Source organism: Ruegeria sp. CDSA246 (genome assembly GCF_059611225.1).
On sequence record NZ_JBXWPD010000005.1, the window covers coordinates 72,441 to 93,282 of the forward strand.

The following is a 20,842-nucleotide window of genomic DNA, read 5'->3' on the forward strand; positions in this document are numbered from 1 at the left end:
TCAGAGTTTTGAATCAGACAGAAGGCGGCGCTTTTCAGCCATTGCCTCACGGCGGCGTCTTTCAATGCCAAGCTTGAAGGACTCTTCTACAAAGTCGATGTGGTCATACGCAGCCTTTTCCGCACGTGCTTCGTCGCCTGCGATGACCGCCATTCCCAGTTCGCGATGCTGCTCCATCAACAGCTTGCCCGTGCCGTCGATGGTCTTCAGAAAATCACGATTGTAGAATACACCTTGCCGTGTGAGCTCGTAGATTGACGCCATCATGTGGATGAGCGTCGCGTTTTGGCTGGCGTCCACAATTGCGGCGTGCAGCGCAAAATCAGCTTCGCGTGAGGCCAATGCATCCTTCTCGTGCCAGGCGCGTTCATCCTCGGCCAGGATGTCCGTGATCCGTTCCTTATCCGCTTTGGTCGCCCGTCGCGCGGCGAGTTTGGTGGCAAATCCTTCCTGTTCGCGGCGGTACTCGAGATAATCAAAAAACGCTGGCTCATGGCGTTCATACAGCGCCAACAGGGCAGGGAGCATGGCGCTGCCCGTCAGTGCGGCTACAAATGTGCCTTCACCATGCTGCGTCGTCACCAAACCGCGTTCTTCCAGAACGGCCAGCGCCTCACGCAGTTTGGGGCGGGAGACGCGAAGGGTTTCCGCCAGATCGCGTTCCGATGGCAGCTTGCGACCCTGCTTGAGAATGCCCGAAGCGATCAGGTCTTCAATCTGAGCCACCACTGCATCCGATAGTGATTCGTGCCCGATCGGTTCGAAAATCGCTGTCGTGTTCATCGTGGTTTACCCTTCTGAAAAAGATTCAGAACCCCTTTGGTAAATAAAAGTAACCTTTGAGTGTATGTTTTTCAATGCCTGATTTAGCGGAGAAATCTCTCGGATTGTTTGGATTGCAACTGGTTACCAGTAAACAAAAAAGCCGGAACACGCGCCCAGACTCCGTCGGCGGCGACTTTCTTAAGTCTAGGCGGTCTGGGTCGTCTTCAGGCAATTAACAATCGAACCATTGGTAAATAAAGTTGTTGACTGAAATGTTTGGTCAACTTTATTTACCAGTTAAGACGCCAGAAGATCTCGCGTCACAAAATGATCGGACGCCATGTCCGACCGACCCTGGAGGAGATTTCATGAAAAAGACCCTGACGAGCCTTGCCGTGGCTGCCAGCTTGATGGCGGCACCTGTGGTTGCTGCTGACAAACTGCTGCTGAAAACCCCGATTGCGTTCTCGACCGAGCTTCCAGGGCTGGGTTCCCCGATTCCTCGTGTTGCCGAGCAGCTTGACCTGATGTCCGGCGGCACACTGAAGATGAAGGTCTATGAGCCGGGCAAACTGGTCCCTCCGTTCGAAATTCTGGATGCCGTGTCGACCGGCAAGATTAACTCGGGCTACACCACTGCTGGTTACTGGGCAGGTAAAATCCCGGCTGCGCCGCTGTTCTCGGCGGTTCCGTTTGGTCCTGAGGCGGGAGAATACATGGCGTGGCTGTATTACGGCAACGGAATGTCGCTGTACCAAGAGATGTATGATCAGGCGGGATACAACGTCCACGTCATCCCCTGTGCTGTCATCGCCCCTGAAACGTCCGGCTGGTTCGCAACCGAGATCAACTCTCCTGAAGATCTGAGTGGCCTCAAGATGCGCTTCTTCGGACTGGGCGGCAAAGTCATGCAGAAACTGGGCGTGGCGACCTCGCTGCTGCCGGGTGGTGAAATCTTCCCCGCGCTGGAAAAAGGCGCCATCGATGCGACTGAATTCTCGATGCCTGCCATCGACGCGCGTTTGGGCTTTCATAAACTGGTCAAGTTCAACTATTTCCCCGGCTGGCACCAGCAGGCGACCGTGTTTGAGCTGATGATTAACAAGGACGTTTGGAACGAGACCAGCGAGCAGCACAAGGCGATCATCGAAAACGCCTGTAAGGCATCGATGGCTGACAGCTTTGCCGAAGGCGAAGCCATCCAGCACGCAGCGCTGATCGACAACGTTGAAAACAACGGCGTCACCATCAAGCAGTGGTCGCCCGAGATGCTGGATACTTTCCAAGCGACCTGGGAAGACGTTGCTGCCGAAGAGGCCGCCAACGATGCCTTCTTTGCCAAGGTTCTGGCCGATCTGAACGAATTCCGCGACGGTTATGACCTGTGGAAAACCAATGCGTTCCTCCCCCGTCAGTAATCTGACTTACTGACGCGTCCGGGGCGGCGGGCTCCTCCGCCTCGGACATTATCAGGATTTCAAACCTGCATTCCCTTGACCGCGCTCGCGCCGGTCAACTGAGCGAGGATTACCCATGGCCACGCAAAAGACCCTAAGTGATCCAGTCGAAGCCTATGAAGGCATCCTGGAACATCCCGACACCGACCGTCAGAAGATCGCCGTTGTTATTGATACAGGTGTCAAAGCCGTCGGGCACGTAGTGATGTGGGCCAATGTCCTGTTGATGGCCGCGATCTTCAGTCAGGTCTCGCTGCGCTATCTGTTCAGCCAGAACTATCCCAAACTGGACGAGATCCAGTGGCACTTTTACGGCGTCGTCACGATGATCGGCATATCCTATGCCTTGATCACAGACAGCCATGTGCGCGTTGACGTTTTGCACATGCAACTGTCCCGTCGCGCGCAGCGAGTGATAGAAGTGACCGGCATCCTGACCCTGCTGACTCCGTTCATCTATCTGATGATCGATCAGGGGTACGACTATTTTTACGAAAGCTTCCGCGTTAGCGAGCGCTCGGACAGCCCCACTGGTCTGCCTGCGCGCTGGGCCTTCAAGGCGGTCATTCCGATCAGTTTTGTTCTGCTGGGCTTGGCTGCGATGGCGCGGCTGATCCATGATGGGCACGCATTGATGTACGGACCGGCATCAGAGCGCGATGGCGCATCGCTGCGTCGCATTCTGCTGGTCCTTGCTGTATTCGCAGCTGTCTGCGTTGGCCTGACTTTTCTGGTCGAAACGACCGAGGAAAAACTGGTCATCGCAATGTTCCTGACATTCATTGCGCTGCTATTTACAGGATATCCTGTGGCCTGGGTGTTGGCCGGAGTCGGCGTTGCATATTGCGGGCTGGCCTATCTTTTTGACAACGACCTGATGCTGTGGACGGGGCTTGAGAGCACCTTTACCGGACTCGACTATCTGACTCTTGGCGCGGTGGTGAACCGTGTCTATGCGACCATGTCCAACGCAGTTCTGGTGGCCCTGCCGATGTTCATCTTCATGGGCCTGATGCTGGACGAAAGCGGCGTAGCCGAACGTCTGATGTCTTCGATGCAGCGCCTGTTTGGCACCGTGCGTGGCGGTCTGGCGATCACGGTCACGCTAATCGGGATCATTCTGGCAGCCTCTACGGGCATCATCGGTGCTTCCGTTGTGCTGCTGGGCGTTCTGTCACTGCCGTCAATGATGCAGCAGAAGTATCAGCCCACCTTGGCCGCTGGGGTGGTTTCAGCCTCTGGCACGCTGGGCATCCTGATCCCGCCGTCAATCATGCTGGTGATCATGGCAGACCAGATGGCTTTGTCTGTGGGCGATCTGTTCATGGCTGCGGTCTTCCCAGGCGTCATCATCGGTGGCCTGTACCTGACTTACATCTTCATCCTGGCATTGGTGAACCGCGATGCGGCTCCTGTGCCCGAGGGCGCAACGGCCCCAGACTGGGCCGCCGTGAAGGACGTTCTGATCGCAGTCATACCGACGCTATTGCTGATCCTTGCGGTTCTGGGTTCAATCTTTGCCGGTATGACCACACCTACCGAAGCCTCGGGGATCGGTGCGCTGGGCGCGACGCTGTTGGCGCTGGGGTATCGAAAATTGACGTTCTCCAAGCTTTGGAACGTACTGGTATCGACTTTCAACACCACCGCCTACATCTTTGCGATCTTCCTGGGAGCGACCGTATTCTCTTATGTCCTGCGGGAACTCGGTGGGGATGAGTTGATTGAACATGTCGTGCAGTCCACCGGTTTTGGGGCCAATGGCACGATCCTTTTCATCCTGTTCATCGTCTTCCTGCTGGGCTTTGTACTGGACTGGATCGAGATCACGCTGATCGTGCTGCCCCTGATGCGCCCCATCGTAAATGGGCTGGGCATCGACATCCCAGGTTTCGGTGTTCTGGATGAACCAGCCTTGGTGTGGTTCGTCATTCTGGTGGCAGTGACGCTGCAGACCAGCTTCCTGACGCCGCCTGTGGGTTTCGCGTTGTTCTATCTCAAGGGCGTCTGCCCGCCCGAGATAAAGCTGACCCATATCTACAAGGGCATCATTCCGTTTGTCTTACTGCAATTGACCGGGCTGGCGCTTGTCTTCCTGTGGCCCACGCTTGCCACCTGGCTGCCATCAGTCGCCTATTGAGGAGGAAGAGACATGCGCCTGAAGGACTGCCATAACTTCCAGGACTTCCGCAGGCTGGCCAGGCGCCGCCTGCCGGGGCCGATCTTTAACTACATCGACGGCGGCGCGGACGATGAAGTGACGTATCGCGAAAACACCCGGACGTTTGAACGATGTGATCTGTTGCCCTCCGTTCTGCGCGGGGTGAAAGAAGTGGACATGTCCGTCACGGTCATGGGCCAAAAGCTGGATATGCCGGTCTATTGCTCGCCGACTGCGCTGCAACGGTTGTTCCACCATCAGGGGGAGCGTGCAGTGGCCGCGGCGGCCGAGAGATTCGGGACCATGTTTGGTGTGTCGTCGCTGGGCACTGTTTCGCTAGAAGAATTGCGCCAGAAGCATAAGAACCCGCAGGTCTATCAGTTCTACTTCCACAAGGATCGCGGCCTGAACTCTGCCATGATGCAGCGCGCCAAAGAGGCGGGCGTCGAGGTCATGATGCTGACCGTCGACAGCATTACCGGCGGCAATCGTGAACGTGACTTGCGAACGGGATTCTCGATCCCATTCCGCCTGACTCTGGGTGGGATGATCCAATTCGCGGTCAAACCGATGTGGGGCATCAATTATGTCACGCATGAAAAGTTCCGCCTGCCGCAGCTGGATGAACATGTGGATATGGGTGGCGGTGCCAGCTCGATCGGCGGCTATTTCACCGATATGCTGGACCCGTCGATGGACTGGGATGATGTGGCCGAGATGGTGCGTGAGTGGGATGGCCAGTTCTGCCTTAAAGGTATCATGACAGTCGAGGACGCACGCCGCGCGGCTGAGATCGGGTGTACCGGAATCATCCTTTCAAACCATGGCGGTCGACAGTTGGACGGCTCGCGCACCCCGTTTGACCAGTTGGCCGAAATCGTCGATGCGGTCGGCGACCGTGTGGACGTGATGATGGACAGCGGAATTCAGCGCGGGACCCATGTGCTCAAGGCGTTGTCGCTGGGCGCCAAGGCGGTCGGGGTAGGGCGGCACTATCTGTATCCGTTGGCCGCCGCTGGCCAACCGGGTGTCGAACGGGCGTTGGGATTGATGCGGGCTGAGATCGAGCGCGATATGAAGCTGATGGGCGTTACGCGGATCGATCAACTGACGCGCGGTAACCTGCGCGTCCGTGAACCAGCGACGGATCTGGGCAAAGTGCAGCGGAACGCGGCATGACCAATAAAGCCCTCATAGCCAACTTCCGCGCCATCGTTGGCCCGCGCTATGTCTCAACAGACGCAGGCGCGACCGAACCGTTCCGCCAAGGATTCACAACGGTTGAGGGTTAGGCGCTGAGCGTTGTTCTACCCGGTACCCTGCTGGAGCAGTGGAATGTACTGCAGGCCTGTGTCGCCACCGAACAACGGGTGCCAAATCGTCAGCCTCCAGGATGATACGTTGTTTGTTTTGGGAAAGCTGGCTGATCCAGTGGGAAACATACCACAGTCTGTGATGATGCTCGTGGGTTGGGGATTGCAACAATTTTTGGTTGCTCGTTGGTTGATCTTATGCCGGCTTGTACCTCCGTTCAGCTGTACCCGTCCGGTGATCTCAAACTTACGCATTTGGTACAGCCGGTCTTTTTGCCAGCGGCGATTGGTTCCGGGGGCCGTTGTGGCCATTTTCTGAAGATCATCTGGTGAGATATCAGCTAGGGTCCTTGCTCTCTAAGCGGCTGGAGAAAGGCCGATTTATGTGGCCCGTAGCGAAGGATGGCAAGATCAGCGTGACGCTTGCGCACTCGTCGATGTTGCTGGAGGGCATCTACCGGCGGCTGCCGCAATAGACCTGACCGCGGCTCAACACGGAATAGATCAATAAACATAGGTCTTTTGTCCTTTTTAGGATTCACCTGGCTTCGCCGATCCAGTACATGATCAGCGATGCCGAATGACATTGACATCGGATCCAATGACCCTGCCGAACTGCGCCGAACCAAAGTGCTGCTGGCGGTCGAGGTCAACTCTCAGGCGTTGGCGATAGAGAAGCTCCAGCAACAACTGACTGGCCACAACCGGCATCGCTACGGGTCAATTTGGAGAACCTGATTCAGCGCTAACTTTCGTTCGAAGAAGATAAACGGATTTCAACGTGAGCCAAGGTACAGGCTGATCTCACGCCTACTGTTGAAGAAAGCAAGCCCACCCGGCAACACAGCCGCAAACCGTTTCCTGAGCATCTAGATCGGCAGCAGTAGATCCTTTCGCTAGGGAAGGAATGCACGCATTGTGGCCGAATACTGAAGTCTCTGGGCGAAGATGTGACCGAAGAACTGGAATATGTTTCGGGCCGGTTTGTCGTGAACTGTAGCGTCTGGCCCGGCAAGGCTTGTCCGGATTGTGTGGCTTTTATTCAATCCGCACCTCACTCGCACCCGATAGAACGCTAGCGATCAGGGCCAGGCTTGTCGGCCCATATACTGGCCTCAAAGTATGCGGACTACCTTCCACTCTACCCAGAATTAATACCACGATGGTATCGATCTGGAACGCTCGATCCTGACCGACTGGGTGGGCCAGTCCATTGCCGTGCTGGAACCACTGGCAGATGCCATACGAGCCTATAGTGTCACAGGGTGAGGCTGTTTTTGCTGATGATATGGTGGTGAAGACGCGGGCGCTTGGTCAGAAAAAGACCAGAACCGCGCTAGTCTAAACCTAGGTTCGGGATGAACGACCGTAGCTGGGCCTGTGCGCCAAAGGTGCACAATCTGACCACCTGTCCAGCTTTGCTAGACGGGCTCCACCATGTTCTTGGTATCAGTTTGCTGTCGACTGGAAGGGGGAGAATTCCATTAGTCATCTATCCGGATACAAGGGTTGGATTCACGCCAAGTCTATTCGGGCTTCAATGGGTTGTTCGAAGAAAATACTGCCCGCGAGGTGACCTGATTGGCGCACGTCCGGCACAAGTTCATCGGATTTATGCTGCACAGGGTTCGGCAATTGCCAGGAAAGCCATCCGCCGTATTGCGAAGCACTACGTCATGAAAAAAGAGGCGCGGGTCGGATCGCTTAAGTAATCATTCGGTGTTTGTTTGTGCATCATTGCAGCCTGTTTTGCTTTCAAAGCATACGCGTTGTCCTTGCGGCATGGATACATCCTATGCTCAAACCATGATGATCATAGAGATAACCGCACCCAGATCGGCCGCGTTGTGGCCAACAATCGCAGTTTCGTTCCCAACGAAATCCATTTGGGCGGATCAGGCGAACAAGAGGTGAAATCCACAATGACAATGGTCGGTCCGTACCATCTCCGTAAAACATCAATGTGAGCCAGATCGCTCGACGCTATTTCGATTGAGGCTGAGGGTGCTGAAATTAAGAAAACGCAACACGCATCTTGGACCAGGAGAACTTGGCCCTGCGTACTCTGACTGAACCCGGCTTGTGTTGGGAATACCATTTTTAGGGTGAAATTAACTTTGGTGTTACCACGGATGGCTTCAACCCGGTTCCTCATCTCAATTCATTCTTTAGGATCATAAGCAGGACGACAGGCAAACCAACCTCCTCAAATTCGTCATGAGGTGGCTAGCGCCCAACCGAAAAACCAGGTGTTGCCGTAGTCCCGTGTGCCGCGTTCCTAAAATGTAATAGAACGGTTGGGCTCACAGGGCGGACACGTTTAGCCGGCGTCGGTGACCTATGTGCAGGTTAATGTAAGCGGTTGATTTTAAGGTCTTTCGTGGAAGAATTCCGCAATGCAGCAAGAAAAATCTTGCAATGCTGCGGTGCGGCATCCATATTGTCCTCAAGCTGATGAAAACCGGGGTGGGCCTGGTTCGGCAAAAGGATTTTAGACATGGCAAAGACGCAAGATTTCACCGCGACCCTGAAAGACGTTATGGGCGCGTTCCCCGTTGACACCACCGCTCTGGAAGGTGCTTTCAAATCGACCGCGACGCTGAACGAAAAGCTGTCGGGTGTTGCACTGGAAGCGGCTGAAAAGTCGGCCGAGATCTCGAACAAATGGACCAAGGACACCCTGGCCAAGTTGACCGAGATCTCAAAAGCCAAGGCAGAGCCTGCAGATTACGCCAAAGCGGCCACCGACTTCGCCAGCGCATCGGCTGAAGTTGCAGCTGAAAACATGGCAGCCTTCGCAGAGATCGCGAAAAAAGTTCAGTCCGAAACCGTTGAGCTGCTGATGGCAGCTGGCAAAGACGTCGCCGAAGACACAACCGCGGCCGTCAAAAAAGCCACCAACGACGTGACTGCAGCTGCCAAGAAAGCCGCTGCTGCCAAGTAAGCAAACGCCGCGAGGCGCACCCACTCCTCCCAATCGGTGCAATCGCGCAGGGCAGGTCGAAAGACCTGCCCTTTCTTTTTGTGCTGGAGTGCCTTTTAGGTACGCGTCTTGACCACAGCGCCCTTGGTTGCGAAACGCCGTCCGGTACAGTAAGCCACCTATTCAGTGTACACCGAGACCCAACCATGACCGCATCGTCACACCCTGTTTCACAGCGCCAACCGGCTTCAAATGTCCTTGTCGCCAAGGCGGCGAGATTGTCGGTCGCACCAATGATGGATTGGACAGACCGGCATTGCCGATTTGTGCACCGACTGCTCAGTCAGCAGACACTTCTTTACACGGAAATGGTAACCGCCCCGGCGTTGGTGCGAGGTGGCGCATTGCATTTGTTGGACTTCAGTTCGCAGGAACACCCCGTCGCGCTGCAATTGGGCGGTTCAGACCCAGAGGAAGTGTCGCAGGCGGCCCGGTTGGGCGCGCAAGCGGGGTATGATGAGATCAACCTGAATTGTGGTTGCCCCTCGGATCGGGTGCAATCGGGCACTTTCGGGGCCGTGTTGATGAAGGACCCCGTCCGTGTTGCCGACTGCGTTGCCGCGATGCGCGATGCGGTTGATGTTGAAGTCACTGTCAAATGCCGTATTGGGGTTGATGATCAGGATCAGGAACAGGCCCTGCCTGAGTTTCTGCAGGCCATTCATGCGGCCGGATGCCAACGTGTGACAATCCACGCGCGCAAGGCTTGGCTGCAAGGGCTTAGCCCTAAGGAAAATAGGGATATCCCGCCCTTGGACTATGATCTTGTGCACCGGATGAAGGGGGCGTTCCCGGACCTGCATATCTCAATCAATGGCGGTATCACGTCTTTGAATCAGGCGAAGGCGCAACTGGATGCCGGATTGGACGGGGTTATGATCGGCCGCGCGGCCTATCATCAACCCACGGATATTCTGGCCGAGGCGGATGCCTTGATTTTTGGCGGCGGTCAGGTGGCTGATCCGATTGATGTCGTTCACAAAATGGTGCCCTATGTCGAAAACCACCTTGCCGGGGGCGGGCGTTTGCACCAGATCACGCGTCACATGCTGGGCCTGTTTGCCGGACGTCCCGGCGCGCGCGCGTGGCGTCGAGCCCTTTCCGAGGGCGCGGTCCACGACGGGGCAGGCCCCGAAGTGATGCTGCAAGCTCTGGACAGTATCGCGCCTTTGGCAGAGGTTTGACGAGAACGGAATACGGCCAAATGGCCGGTTTGGGGGGATGATGCCCGAGACGATGTTACTGGCCCAGATGTTGGGCCTTTTGCTTGTAATCGGGGCGCTGGCCGGTGTCTTGGCTGGCTTGCTGGGTGTCGGCGGCGGCATCGTTTTGGTGCCCGCGTTTTTCTATGCGTTCCAAACACTTGGATATGGCGGCCCACAGTTGATGCAGCTGTGTCTTGCGACCTCGCTGGCAACCATCATCGTCACATCACTACGATCCGTCCTGGCGCATAACAAGAAAGGCGCGGTGGACTGGGATATCCTGCGCGGTTGGGGGCCGGGAATTGCAGTGGGTGCCATTGTCGGTGTGCTGGTCGCTTCGGCACTGCGAACCGAGGCGTTGCAGGCGTTGTTCGGCGTGTTGGGTATGGTCATTGGCGCATATCTGGGTTTGGGCAAATCAGAATGGCGGCTTGGCGATGCGATGCCAAAAGGCGTAAAGCGGGCCGTTTTGTCGCCCTCGGTCGGGTTTTTATCCGTTCTTATGGGCATCGGCGGCGGCAGCTTTGGCGTACCGTTGATGAGCCTGTTCAACACGCCCATTCATCGGGCGGTTGCAACGGCGGCCGGGTTTGGCGTGATCATCGCGGTGCCTTCGGTTTTGGGCTTCCTGTTCCTGGACATCGCGCCTGAACACCGCCCTCCGTACACAATCGGCGCGGTCAACCTGATCGCTTTTGCAATTGTTGTAGCCATGACGATGATCACTGCGCCCTGGGGCGTAAAGCTGGCGCATGCGATGGATCCCAAGCCGTTGAAGCGTGTGTTCGCGGTTTTTCTGACGCTGGTCGCCCTGAATATGCTGCGTAAGGCGCTGGGGCTGTGACCGATTTTTGGAACAAAGGTTGGATCAGGTTTCCGCACGACCCGACGCTGGCCCAATGGGTTGAACATGCTTTGCCGCGGGCGCGGGCCTCGATTACCGATCCGGCCTTTGCGGAATGGTTGGATTGCGAAGGCACGTGGTTCATCGGCGTGGACGCACTGGACAACGATCCAGAGGGCAGGGTGGCGCGATCGGACGTTTTGTCGGGTCAGGCCATGGACTTTATCTCTGAACACTATGGGCGGTTGCCGCTGCACAAGGGGCAGGTCTCGGTCGTTTATCCCGGTTATCCCCGTCCGCGTCGCGGCGAAGGTGAAGCGGCTACCAGATACCGGCGGAACCGTGATGCGGCGCATGTGGATGGATTGCGCCCCATGGGGCCGGATCGTCGACGCCGGGTAGATGAACCGCACGCATGGATTCTTGGCATCCCGCTGACCGAGGCCAGCGCGGATGCCGCGCCGATGGTTCTGTGGGAAGGCAGCCACAAGATACTGGGGGCTGCATTCGCACAAGCGATGAAAGGCCAACCCAAGGACAGCCTACACTTGATCGACGTAACCGAAATATATCAGGCGGCCCGTCGCGAGGTGTTTGAGACCTGCCCCCGGATCGAGCTGCCAGCAAAACCGGGTGAGGCCTATCTGCTGCATCGCCACTGCCTGCACGGCGTTGCGCCTTGGGCCGAGGCGGCAACCGCTGGCCGGGATGGACGGATGATCGCCTATTTTCGCCCCGAATGCGCCGGGGGAGTAGCCGAGTGGATCGAATCCCCCTAACCTGTTGCCATTATTCAGGTTTGGAGATTTTCGATGATTACGGTTCACACGGATTCTGATGGGGCCCAGATCGAGGTCGAGCTGTCCGGCGAAGTGACAAGCAAAGACTACAGCGAGACATTGGTCCCCGCGATCGAAGCGGCACTTGAGGCTCATGATGCGGTGCGTCTGCTGGCAATCGTGCAGCCAGAGTTCAAAGGCTATGATCTTGGGGCCGCGTGGTCCGATACCAAGCTGGGTCTCAGCCACTGGCGCGGGTTTGACCGTATCGCAGTTGCGGCTGATCAGGGCTGGGTACAGACAAGCATCCGTCTGGCCGCGCCGATCCTGCCATGCCCCGTTCATGTGTTTGAACTTTCGGAACTTGAGGCCGGGCGCCGTTGGATGCGCGAGTCTCTGGGGGCCATCCACGTGACCGATTTGGGCGGACCCTGCGTGCAGATCAGCCTGATGGGCAAACTGGACCCCGAAGAATACCAACAGGCTGAGCGTGATCTGGATACCTTGCTGAGTTCAAAGAACGGGTTCCGTCTGTTGATCGACCTGCGCGAGTTTGATGGCTGGCAGGGGCTGACCGCACTGGCCGCGCATTTCCGCCTGGCCCGAGGGCATGTAGGAATGCTGGATCGCGCCGCCATCGTCGGGGACAAAGCGTGGCAGCATATGGCGCAGCGTGTCGCCAGTCACGTTCTGGGTGCCCGCACGCAGTTCTTCCCGTCTGAGGATTTCGAAAACGCAAAATCCTGGCTTTCAGCCGGGTAAGGCGGCGGCCGGCAGAGCTAAAGATTTCGTCTAGCTTTACCATTACGTAAGGTTAGATTTTCGGCTGTTTATTTTTTCTTGATCAGTCGGTCAAAAAAATATTAAACGTGTCTTAGTCTTCCGTATGACCACTTCGGATGAACTTAAATGCTGAAAGGCGCTGCTGTGGGTTGCCACTCACTTACGCATGTCTTCGAACTTGATCCCCCCTCGGAGTTCAGACCAACCCGCAGCAGCGCGAATTCAGCCTAAAGCCAGAAGTGGATATCAAGATTTGTTCATGCGCGCGGCCCGTCCACCGCGCCGTTTGGCGAGGCGGGGTTTGCGCTCAGGCAGATCTTCCATGATTTCAGCGCGCTCAATGCTATCCATTTTCGACCAGCGCGTGATCTCATCAATGGTGCGATAACAGCCGGTGCAGATGCGCTCGGTCGGGTGCACGACGCATATCTGGATGCAAGGGCTTTCGACTTCGTTCCTTTTCCAGACCATGTTTGTCATCGGTGTACCCCGTTACACTTAAAGAAAACGCAGCCTATCCAGCGCCCCTTGTAGAATATAGCCTGCCGCAACGTGATCGATAACCTGTCCGCGACGTTTTCGTGACGTATCCGCCTCAAGCAGTGCCTTTTCCGCCGCAACTGTGCTGAGCCGTTCATCCCAGAATCCGATCGAAACTTCGGTCAGGCGTGACAGGTTTCGGGCAAATGCACGGGTCGATTGGCAGCGGGGGCCTTCGGTTCCGTCCATGTTTTTGGGCAGGCCGAGTACGACACCACCAATCTCGCGGTCCGCGATGATGTCCAGCAATCGGGCCGAATCCAGGGTGAATTTCTTGCGCCGAACGGTCTCAAGCGGGCTGGCCACGCCGCGCATCCGGTCGGATACAGCCACGCCGATGGTTTTTTCGCCCAAATCCAACCCCATCAAGGCGGTCATGGACGACAATGCGGCGGCGAAGTCTTCGAATTCGTCATAAATCATTGCGCGATACCTGCCTGAAGCGCGGCAGCGTCGATGATTGCAAGGGCATCGGCATTGCCGGCAAAGACTGCCATGGCTTCGTTTTTGATGTCGATGGCGCGTTGTCCTTCGCCCAGAACGCCCAACGCGGCGATCAGACGGGCCCAATCCTCGGGCGTGCCACCTTCGGTGGCCAGCCGGTCAGAAAGCTGGTTGACCATGCCGCGGATCATCTCTTGTCGTTCTTCCGGTGTCAGCGCGGCCGCAGCCTCGACGTCTTCCTGACTTGGGCCAGGGCCTGCCGGGGCTGACATCTCAGGCGCGTTGAACACGCCAGCGCGAAACGCCAGCTCATCCAGTTGGGCCAGAATTGCGTCGACCCATGGCGCGCCAGCTGGTGCGTTGCGCAGCGCGTCGGTCCAGATGCGATACCCGATGTCGGGGCGCCCGACCTGCACCATCATTTGGCCCAGATAATACAGTGCCGGACCATGTCGCGGATCGCGTTTCAACGCTTCGCGCAATGCAGCTTCGGCTTCGGGGGATACATATCCACCCGCCGACAGGATCATCATTTCGGCCAGATGCGAATAAGCATCTGCTGGGACAGCGTCACCGGACAGTTCGATCACGCGCTGCTGCGCCTTGTATGCGGCCGGAAAGTTGCCTGCGTTCGCCTCGTGCTGCGCCAGCAGAATATGACCTTGCAGATCATCGGGACGCGCTTCGACGGTTTCACGCAACTGCTCCAAAAGCGCGGCATAGCTCTCGTCAAGCTGAGGCAAAGGCGCAGGTGTTGTGGTGGCCTCAAATTCAGCCTGGCTGGGGCGTTCCGCGCGCAAGTTTTCCGCCTGTGCAATACGCAGCGACAGGGGCTGATCCGGCAACCCCGCCGCACCCATCCGGTCATACATCCAGGCCGCGCCGCCAACCAGGATAAGACCCACAGCTGCGATCGCGGCGACAGAGGCCCAAATTGGCGGTCCCGGTCGGGTCGACTGTGCCTGCATCTGGGCGTCTGCAGCCAGAATACGGCGTGAAATCTCCGTGCGAACACGCTCGGCGTCTGCTTCGCCGATGACACCTCGGGCCAGATCCTTGTCGACGCTCGCCAGCTGTTCGCGATAGACACGCAGGTCATACGCCGCTGCGGGTTCGCGTGCGTCGCGCGTTCGCAGGATGGAATAGCCCAAGAACACTGCAATCACAGCAGCGGTTAGGATGATCAGGACCCAGAACGACATGGTTTCTCCGAATTGGCTGTCCTGACTTAGACCTCTCGGCGGGTCGACAAAAGGGACAAATGGCCGCTGGTCGCCTTCATGTCGCAATAATGGGGCCTATGTCGCAATAGTGCGATATTACGGCGTTGAACGGCAGGGGCGCGCTAGCGTTACGCGGCATATCTTCGCGCAATCACCGAACCGGATGGATTCGCCTATGAAACACTATTCAGCCTTTGCTGTAGCGCGCGAAGCGTTGCGCTATCACACCGGATGGGAGCGCGCCTGGCGTTCGCCCGAACCCAAGAAGAAATACGACGTAATCATCGTCGGTGCGGGCGGCCATGGTTTGGCCACAGCTTATTATCTGGGTAAGAACTACGGCATCCAGAATGTCGCCGTGATCGAAAAAGGCTGGCTGGGCGGTGGTAACACCGGTCGGAACACGACGATCATCCGCTCAAACTATCTGCAGGACCCTTCGGCAGCGATCTACGAAAAAGCGCGCAGCCTGTACGAGGATCTGAGCCAGGAACTGAACTATAACATCATGTTCAGCCCCCGTGGCGTCATGATGCTGGCCCAGACTCAGCACGAAATTCGCGGCTATCAGCGCACGGCTCATGCCAACGCGTTGCAAGGTGTTCAGACCGAGTGGATCACCCCTGAGCGCGTTAAGGAGCTGGTTCCGATCATCAACATCGACGGTCCACGCTATCCGGTTCTGGGCGCATTGTGGCAGGAACGCGGAGGTACCGCGCGTCACGACGCCGTGGCGTGGGGCTATGCCCGCGCCTGTTCCGCGATGGGCATGGACATCATCCAGCAATGCGAGGTTAAAGGCGTTCGGTCCGAAAACGGCCGCGTTGTTGGCGTCGATACCACCAAAGGTTCGATCGACTGTGACAAGCTGGGCATGGTGGTTGCGGGCCATTCAGGACAGTTGGCCGAAATGGCGGGCTTCCGTCTGCCGCTGGAGGCGATCGCGCTGCAGGCATTGGTGTCCGAGCCGATTAAGCCCTGCATGGACGTGGTCGTAATGGCCAACACCGTGCATGGTTACATGTCTCAGTCCGACAAGGGTGAGATGGTGATCGGCGGCGGCACTGATGCCTTCAACAACTACACCCAGCGCGGCAGCTTCCATCATATTGAGGAAACCGTTCGCGCACTGGTCGAAACCTTCCCGATGATCTCGCGCCTGAAAATGCTGCGCCAGTGGGGCGGGATTGTGGACATGACCGGCGACCGGTCTCCGATCCTGTCAAAAACGCCTTTGGGTGGTTGCTTTATCAACTGTGGCTGGGGCACGGGTGGCTTCAAGTCGATCCCCGGATCGGGATGGGGCATGGCGCAGCTGATGGCCACAGGTCACTCACCGCTGACCGAAGCCTTTACGCTGGACCGCTTCAAAGAGGGCCGCTTCATCGACGAAAGCGTCGCGGCCGGGGTGGCACACTGATGTGTGGACTAATGTTAATCCCTGCATATTCCCCTGCACACAATAGTTGCGTTGCGATACCGTCAGATCGCGCTTGTGGCTTCGTTCGTTTGGCGCAAGGAGCACGGCTGTGAACCTGAACGACCTACCGTCTTCCGTGCCGGGGCGACCCCGCAAATCCAAGCTTGCCATGCGGGACTTCCTGCTTGCCTGTTTGGATGCTCGGGCCGAGCACGTGCACGTTGTCCAAGTCGGTGCAAATGACGGTAAGCTGGAAGACCCGCTTTTTCGCTATTGGTCAAAAGACACTTGGTCAGGTGTGCTCATTGAACCGCATCCGGTGTACTTCCAGGAACTTGAGGGCTTGCATGGGAATAATCCAAACGTTGTCTTGGTGAACGCTGCGGTTTCTGAGACACCGGGTAAGATGGCATTGTATCATATGGATGAACGCCTGAAGAGCAGCTGCCCGGGATGGTTGCGTGGATGTGCCTCCGTCGAAAAAGGTCGAATGGAAAGCGCGGTGCAACGTGCCAATCGCAAACAGGGATTAACCATTCCGGAAAGCGCGGTTGTCAGCACAGAAGTGCGTACCAGACGTTTGGATGATATTCTGACTGAGCATGGAACTCGCAAAGCTGATGTACTTGTGGTGGACGTTGAGGGACACGAAGTCACTGTCCTAAACAGCGTCGACTTTTCCAGCCTCGAAGCCAAGGTTGCCTTGATCGAATGCAATGTTGGCAATCGTGAAGCCAAGGGATCGATCGTTTCCACATTGAATGCTGCTGGAATGATTGCGTATCAGATTGCGGATGACATTGTCGGAGTGCGCCCGAACGCCATCACTATCCCCATCGAAGCCATGTTCCACTTTGAAAACATGGTTCCATTGGCTGTCGAAGAACAGCCCGTACCTACTCAATGAAAATAGGTGTGATGAACAAATGCTGATCCTGAATTGCCCCTACTGTGGCGTTGACGCCGAAGAATCTGAACTGTCCGCCGGAGGTGAGGCGCATCTGAAACGCTTCGGTCCCGGCTCGTCGGATGGCGAATTCCACGACTACCTGTTCATGCGTGAAAACCCCAAAGGCGTTCATTTCGAACGCTGGCGCCACAGCATCGGCTGCGGCAAGTGGTTCCACGCCGCTCGCTGCACACAAACGCTCGAAGTGTTCGGAACCTATTCCGCCCAGACCACCGAGCCGCCGAAAGAACTCAAGGACGCGATCACTGCAAAGCGTCCTGGCTGGACGTGGAGAGAGTACGAATGATCCACGCTGCCATCCCTAATTCCGCCTGCGAAAGGTCAGCAACATGAGCACCCGTCTCGCAAAACAAGGCCGGCTGATTGACCGGTCGAAACAGGTCACCTTCACCTTCAACGGCACCTCGATGCAGGGGTACGAGGGCGACACGCTTGCCTCGGCCCTGCTGGCCAATGATCAGATGATGATGGGCCGGTCGTTCAAATACCACCGCCCGCGCGGTGTTGTGGCCAGCGGCGCGGAAGAGCCGAACGCGCTGGTCGGCCTGGGGCAGGGTAACCGGTTCGAGCCGAACCAGCGCGCCACCACGACCGAGCTGTTCAACGGTCTGACCTCAATTTCACAGAACCACTGGCCGAACCTGGAATTCGACATCGGTGCCGTGAACACGGCGCTGGCGCGGTTCCTGCCAGCGGGCTTCTACTACAAGACGTTCATCCACCCCAAGCCATTCTGGAAACACGTCTATGAGCCGATCATCCGGCGGTCGGCCGGTCTGGGTAAAGCACCCGACAAAGACAACCGCGACGCAGACACCTACGAGCACTTCTACGCCTTCACCGACGTTCTGGTGATCGGTGGCGGTGTCGCCGGGTTGCAAGCGGCCAAGGCGGCGGCCGAGACCGGTGCGAAGGTTCTGCTGATCGAGCAAACCGCGCATTGGGGTGGGCGCGCTCCGGTCGATGGCGGGACCATCAATGATGAGCCTGTGGATAAGTTCGTGGAACAATTGGTTTCCAAATTGGAAACAATGGACAACGTTATCATGCGCAACCGCTGCATGGGCGCGGGTGTCTATGACCATGGTTATGTGCTGGGGTATGAGCGTCTGAACGATCATAAACCGGGCACACAAGGTCCCCGTCATCGCCTGTGGCGTATTCGGGCCAAGCAGGTCGTCACTGCGACAGGCGCCATCGAACGCCCGCTGTCATTTGCGGGCAACGATGTTCCGGGCGTCATGCTGGCTTCGGCCATGCGCGACTATGTGGTGAATTGGGGCGTCACCCCGGGCGAGCGTGTGATCGTCGCGACCAACAATGACGACGCATATCGCACAGCGATCATCCTCAAACAGGCAGGTGTCGATGTTCTGCGTGTTATTGATGCGCGCGCTGCAGCCGGACCGCTGGCCGAAGAGGCGCGACAGCTTGGCATCCGGGTCGACCCCGGCAAGGCCATTGCCAAAGTCAAAGGCGGCAAGCGCGTCAAAAAGGTCGAAATCTGCAATCAGGAAGGTATCGGTGGCGCTCGCGAAGAAGTTGAGTGCGACGCGGTTGCCATGTCTGGCGGCTGGTCCCCGGTTGTTCATATGTGGTCGCATTGCGGCGGCAAGCTGATTTGGGACGAGGCACACGCGCATTTCCGCCCCGATCCGGCACGGCCACCACTGGGCGCGAACGGCGAGGGATTTGTTGTGGCTGCTGGTGCGTCTAATGGCCCTCTGGCATTGGGCGATGTTCTGACGGACGCGCACGCTGCGGGCAAAGCGGCCGCCAAAGCTGCTGGCTTCAAGCCAAAGAACACCAAAGCTCCGGCTGGTGAGGCCACGCAAGAGGCCGCTATGCAAGCGGTCTGGCTGATGCCCGCCAATGCCGAAGTGCAGTTACGCATGAAATCCTGGCTGGACTTCCAGAACGACGTCAAAGTCTCTGACGTGCAACTGGCCGCGCGCGAGGGCTATGAAAGCGTCGAGCATACTAAGCGGTACACTACACTGGGTATGGCGACAGATCAGGGTAAGTTGAGCAATATCAACGGACTGGCGATTCTTGCTGATGCGCTGGAATCGGAAATTCCAAAGGTAGGCACCACCACGTTCCGTCCGCCATACACGCCCATTTCGATGGGTGCGATTGGCGGCGAAGCGCGGGGCGACGTGTTCCAACCGATCCGTCAAACGCCGATGCATGACTGGCACGACAAGAACGGCGCGGATTGGGAGCCGGTCGGCCACTGGCGCCGGACCTACGCTTATGTACGTCCTAGTGAATCTGTGCACGACGCAGTAAACCGCGAGGTCAAGAATACCCGCGAAAACCTTGGTCTGCTGGACGCGTCGACACTGGGTAAACTGATCGTCAAAGGCCCGGACGCCGGCAAGTTCCTCGACATGATGTACACCAACATGATGTCCACGCTGAAGGTCGGCAAATGCCGCTATGGCCTGATGTGCTCGGAAAACGGTTTCCTGATCGACGACGGTGTTGTTGCTCGTATCGACGAGAACACTTGGCTGTGCCACACAACCACCGGCGGAGCCGAACGCATCCATGCCCATATGGAAGAATGGCTGCAGACCGAGTGGTGGGACTGGAAAGTCTACGTCGCCAACGTGACCGAGCAATACGCTCAGGTCGCGGTTGTTGGCCCCAACGCCCGCAAGGTGTTGGAGAAATTGGGCGGTATGGATGTTTCGAAAGAAGCGCTGCCCTTCATGGAATGGCGTGATGGCAAGATCGGAGATTTCGATTGCCGGGCCTACCGCATCTCGTTCTCAGGTGAACTGTCGTATGAGATTGCAGTGCCCGCCAGCCAGGGTCAGGCATTCTGGGATGCATTGATGGACGCAGGTAAAGAGTTCGGCGTCATGCCATACGGCACTGAATGTCTGCACATCCTGCGGGCCGAGAAGGGCTTTATCATGATCGGGGACGAGACCGACGGCACCGTGATCCCGCAGGATCTGGGGCTGAACTGGGCGCTTTCGAAAAAGAAAGAGGACTACCTCGGAAAACGTGCCCATTCACGCAGCCACATGGCCGATCCGGACCGCTGGAAACTGGTTGGTCTAGAGACTGTGGATGGTTCGGTTATCCCTGACGGAGCTTACGCAGTCGGCGAGGGCGTCAACGCCAACGGGCAGCGCAATATGATCGGACGGGTGACCTCGACCTATTACTCGGCCAATCTGGGCAAGGGCATCGCTATGGGTCTGATCAAGCACGGTCCCGACCGCATGGGCGAGATCGTCGAGTTCCCGGGTACCGATGGCAAAACCTACAAAGCTAAGATCGTGGACCCGATCTTCTTCGATAAGGACGGGGAGAAGCAGAATGTCTGAACCCATCAGCGCACTGAACCATGCAAGGTATGATGGCATCGCCAAGGTCCGGGAATGTGGCCTGCAGGGTATGATTACCTTGCGCGGCGACCTGTCCGACAAGGTGTTGGCCAAGGCCGTCAAGGACGCAACGGGTCAGAAGATGCCCGATCAGCGCGAAGCCTTGGTCGACGGTGAGTCCGGCGTCTGCTGGATGTCCACCGATGAATTGTTGGTGCTTGTTCCTTACGCCGAGGTTGAGGCCAAACTGGCGGCGTTGACCAACGCGCTGAGCGGTACACACGCGTTGGCGGTTAACGTCTCGGACGCCCGCGCGGTTTTCCGTATCTCGGGCAGCAATGCGCGTGAGGTGCTGGGCAAACTTGCCCCGGTCGAGCTGTCGGCTGAGGTATTTCAACCGGGTCAGATCCGCCGCTCGCGCTTGGCGCAGGTGGCAGGGGCGTTCTGGATGGATGACGCCGATACCTTCCGTGTTGTCTGTTTCCGGTCGGCCGCAGACTACGTGTTCAAGCTGCTTAAAGTTGCGGCGCAGCCCGGCAGCGAAGTCGGGGTTTACTGAACCGAAGTGAAGTGAAAAGCCCCGGCCACACCGAGGCTTTCTTTACCCGGTG

20 protein-coding genes are annotated in these 20,842 nt (G+C 57.4%); 16 read left to right on the forward strand and 4 right to left on the reverse strand.

Features of this window, described 5'->3' with window-relative positions; genetic code table 11:
- Positions 1 to 783 carry a FadR/GntR family transcriptional regulator gene (locus tag AC2FI9_RS07670; protein WP_496766915.1) on the reverse strand — a complete coding sequence of 261 codons (783 nt, stop codon included), beginning with the start codon at positions 781 to 783 and terminating at the stop codon, positions 1 to 3.
- A 350-nt stretch (positions 784 to 1,133) separates the two neighbouring features.
- Between AC2FI9_RS07670 and AC2FI9_RS07675 the strand changes: the two genes are divergently transcribed.
- The 11 genes from AC2FI9_RS07675 (at position 1,134) to AC2FI9_RS07725 (ending at position 12,269) form a co-directional block, all read left to right on the forward strand.
- The gene (locus tag AC2FI9_RS07675) at positions 1,134 to 2,183 is read left to right on the forward strand and encodes a TRAP transporter substrate-binding protein (RefSeq protein WP_496723567.1); all 1,050 of its coding nucleotides are present in this window, start codon (positions 1,134 to 1,136) and stop codon (positions 2,181 to 2,183) included.
- A 115-nt stretch (positions 2,184 to 2,298) separates the two neighbouring features.
- On the forward strand, positions 2,299 to 4,362 hold the full coding sequence (locus tag AC2FI9_RS07680) for a TRAP transporter large permease subunit (protein ID WP_496766916.1): 2,064 nt from the start codon (positions 2,299 to 2,301) through the stop codon (positions 4,360 to 4,362).
- Between the two features lie 12 nt (positions 4,363 to 4,374).
- A complete protein-coding gene (locus AC2FI9_RS07685) occupies positions 4,375 to 5,562 on the forward strand; it encodes an alpha-hydroxy acid oxidase (RefSeq protein WP_496766917.1) in 1,188 nt (395 codons plus the stop codon).
- 517 nt (positions 5,563 to 6,079) lie between these two features.
- Complete coding sequence (locus AC2FI9_RS07690; RefSeq protein ID WP_496767050.1) at positions 6,080 to 6,172, forward strand: hypothetical protein; 93 nt, start codon at positions 6,080 to 6,082, stop codon at positions 6,170 to 6,172.
- Positions 6,173 to 6,269: 97 nt separating this feature from the next.
- Positions 6,270 to 6,434, forward strand: coding sequence for a hypothetical protein (locus AC2FI9_RS07695; RefSeq protein ID WP_496766918.1), 165 nt, complete (start codon positions 6,270 to 6,272; stop codon positions 6,432 to 6,434).
- Between the two features lie 149 nt (positions 6,435 to 6,583).
- Positions 6,584 to 6,775 (forward strand): IS66 family transposase zinc-finger binding domain-containing protein, encoded by a 192-nt coding sequence (locus AC2FI9_RS07700; RefSeq protein WP_496767051.1) that lies wholly within the window; start codon positions 6,584 to 6,586, stop codon positions 6,773 to 6,775.
- 1,418 nt (positions 6,776 to 8,193) lie between these two features.
- Positions 8,194 to 8,640 (forward strand): phasin family protein, encoded by a 447-nt coding sequence (locus AC2FI9_RS07705; protein ID WP_496766919.1) that lies wholly within the window; start codon positions 8,194 to 8,196, stop codon positions 8,638 to 8,640.
- 185 nt (positions 8,641 to 8,825) lie between these two features.
- Positions 8,826 to 9,863, forward strand: coding sequence for a tRNA dihydrouridine(20/20a) synthase DusA (dusA, locus tag AC2FI9_RS07710; protein ID WP_496766920.1), 1,038 nt, complete (start codon positions 8,826 to 8,828; stop codon positions 9,861 to 9,863).
- A gap of 40 nt (positions 9,864 to 9,903) precedes the next feature.
- On the forward strand, positions 9,904 to 10,728 hold the full coding sequence (locus tag AC2FI9_RS07715) for a sulfite exporter TauE/SafE family protein (protein ID WP_496766921.1): 825 nt from the start codon (positions 9,904 to 9,906) through the stop codon (positions 10,726 to 10,728).
- Positions 10,725 to 11,507, forward strand: coding sequence for a hypothetical protein (locus AC2FI9_RS07720; protein WP_496766922.1), 783 nt, complete (start codon positions 10,725 to 10,727; stop codon positions 11,505 to 11,507). Before AC2FI9_RS07715 ends, AC2FI9_RS07720 begins: the two co-directional genes overlap by 4 nt.
- A gap of 33 nt (positions 11,508 to 11,540) precedes the next feature.
- The gene (locus AC2FI9_RS07725) at positions 11,541 to 12,269 is read left to right on the forward strand and encodes a SpoIIAA family protein (protein ID WP_496766923.1); all 729 of its coding nucleotides are present in this window, start codon (positions 11,541 to 11,543) and stop codon (positions 12,267 to 12,269) included.
- 267 nt (positions 12,270 to 12,536) lie between these two features.
- Here the strand turns inward: AC2FI9_RS07725 and AC2FI9_RS07730 are convergent, their stop codons facing one another.
- The 3 genes from AC2FI9_RS07730 to ccmI are packed head-to-tail and all read right to left on the reverse strand — an operon-like array spanning position 12,537 to position 14,476.
- On the reverse strand, positions 12,537 to 12,770 hold the full coding sequence (locus AC2FI9_RS07730; protein WP_282151557.1) for a DUF1289 domain-containing protein: 234 nt from the start codon (positions 12,768 to 12,770) through the stop codon (positions 12,537 to 12,539).
- Positions 12,771 to 12,788: 18 nt separating this feature from the next.
- Positions 12,789 to 13,253: a Holliday junction resolvase RuvX gene (gene ruvX, locus AC2FI9_RS07735; RefSeq protein WP_496766924.1), complete on the reverse strand. Its 465-nt coding sequence runs from the start codon at positions 13,251 to 13,253 to the stop codon at positions 12,789 to 12,791.
- On the reverse strand, positions 13,250 to 14,476 hold the full coding sequence (ccmI, locus tag AC2FI9_RS07740; protein WP_496766925.1) for a c-type cytochrome biogenesis protein CcmI: 1,227 nt from the start codon (positions 14,474 to 14,476) through the stop codon (positions 13,250 to 13,252). The genes ruvX and ccmI overlap by 4 nt, the downstream gene beginning before the upstream one ends.
- Before the next feature lie 196 nt (positions 14,477 to 14,672).
- On the opposite strand from ccmI, the gene AC2FI9_RS07745 reads away from it, so the two are divergent.
- From AC2FI9_RS07745 to AC2FI9_RS07765, 5 genes are all read left to right on the forward strand, one after another.
- Positions 14,673 to 15,917: a sarcosine oxidase subunit beta family protein gene (locus AC2FI9_RS07745; protein ID WP_108860433.1), complete on the forward strand. Its 1,245-nt coding sequence runs from the start codon at positions 14,673 to 14,675 to the stop codon at positions 15,915 to 15,917.
- A gap of 109 nt (positions 15,918 to 16,026) precedes the next feature.
- Positions 16,027 to 16,824, forward strand: a complete 798-nt coding sequence (locus tag AC2FI9_RS07750) for an FkbM family methyltransferase (protein WP_496766926.1) — start codon at positions 16,027 to 16,029, stop codon at positions 16,822 to 16,824.
- Between the two features lie 19 nt (positions 16,825 to 16,843).
- Positions 16,844 to 17,173, forward strand: a complete 330-nt coding sequence (locus tag AC2FI9_RS07755) for a sarcosine oxidase subunit delta (RefSeq protein ID WP_496766927.1) — start codon at positions 16,844 to 16,846, stop codon at positions 17,171 to 17,173.
- A gap of 43 nt (positions 17,174 to 17,216) precedes the next feature.
- Entirely contained in the window at positions 17,217 to 20,231 is a 3,015-nt protein-coding gene (locus AC2FI9_RS07760; protein WP_496766928.1) for a sarcosine oxidase subunit alpha family protein, read from the forward strand.
- Complete coding sequence (locus AC2FI9_RS07765; protein WP_496766929.1) at positions 20,224 to 20,790, forward strand: sarcosine oxidase subunit gamma; 567 nt, start codon at positions 20,224 to 20,226, stop codon at positions 20,788 to 20,790. The genes AC2FI9_RS07760 and AC2FI9_RS07765 overlap by 8 nt, the downstream gene beginning before the upstream one ends.
- Positions 20,791 to 20,842 lie beyond the last annotated feature (52 nt).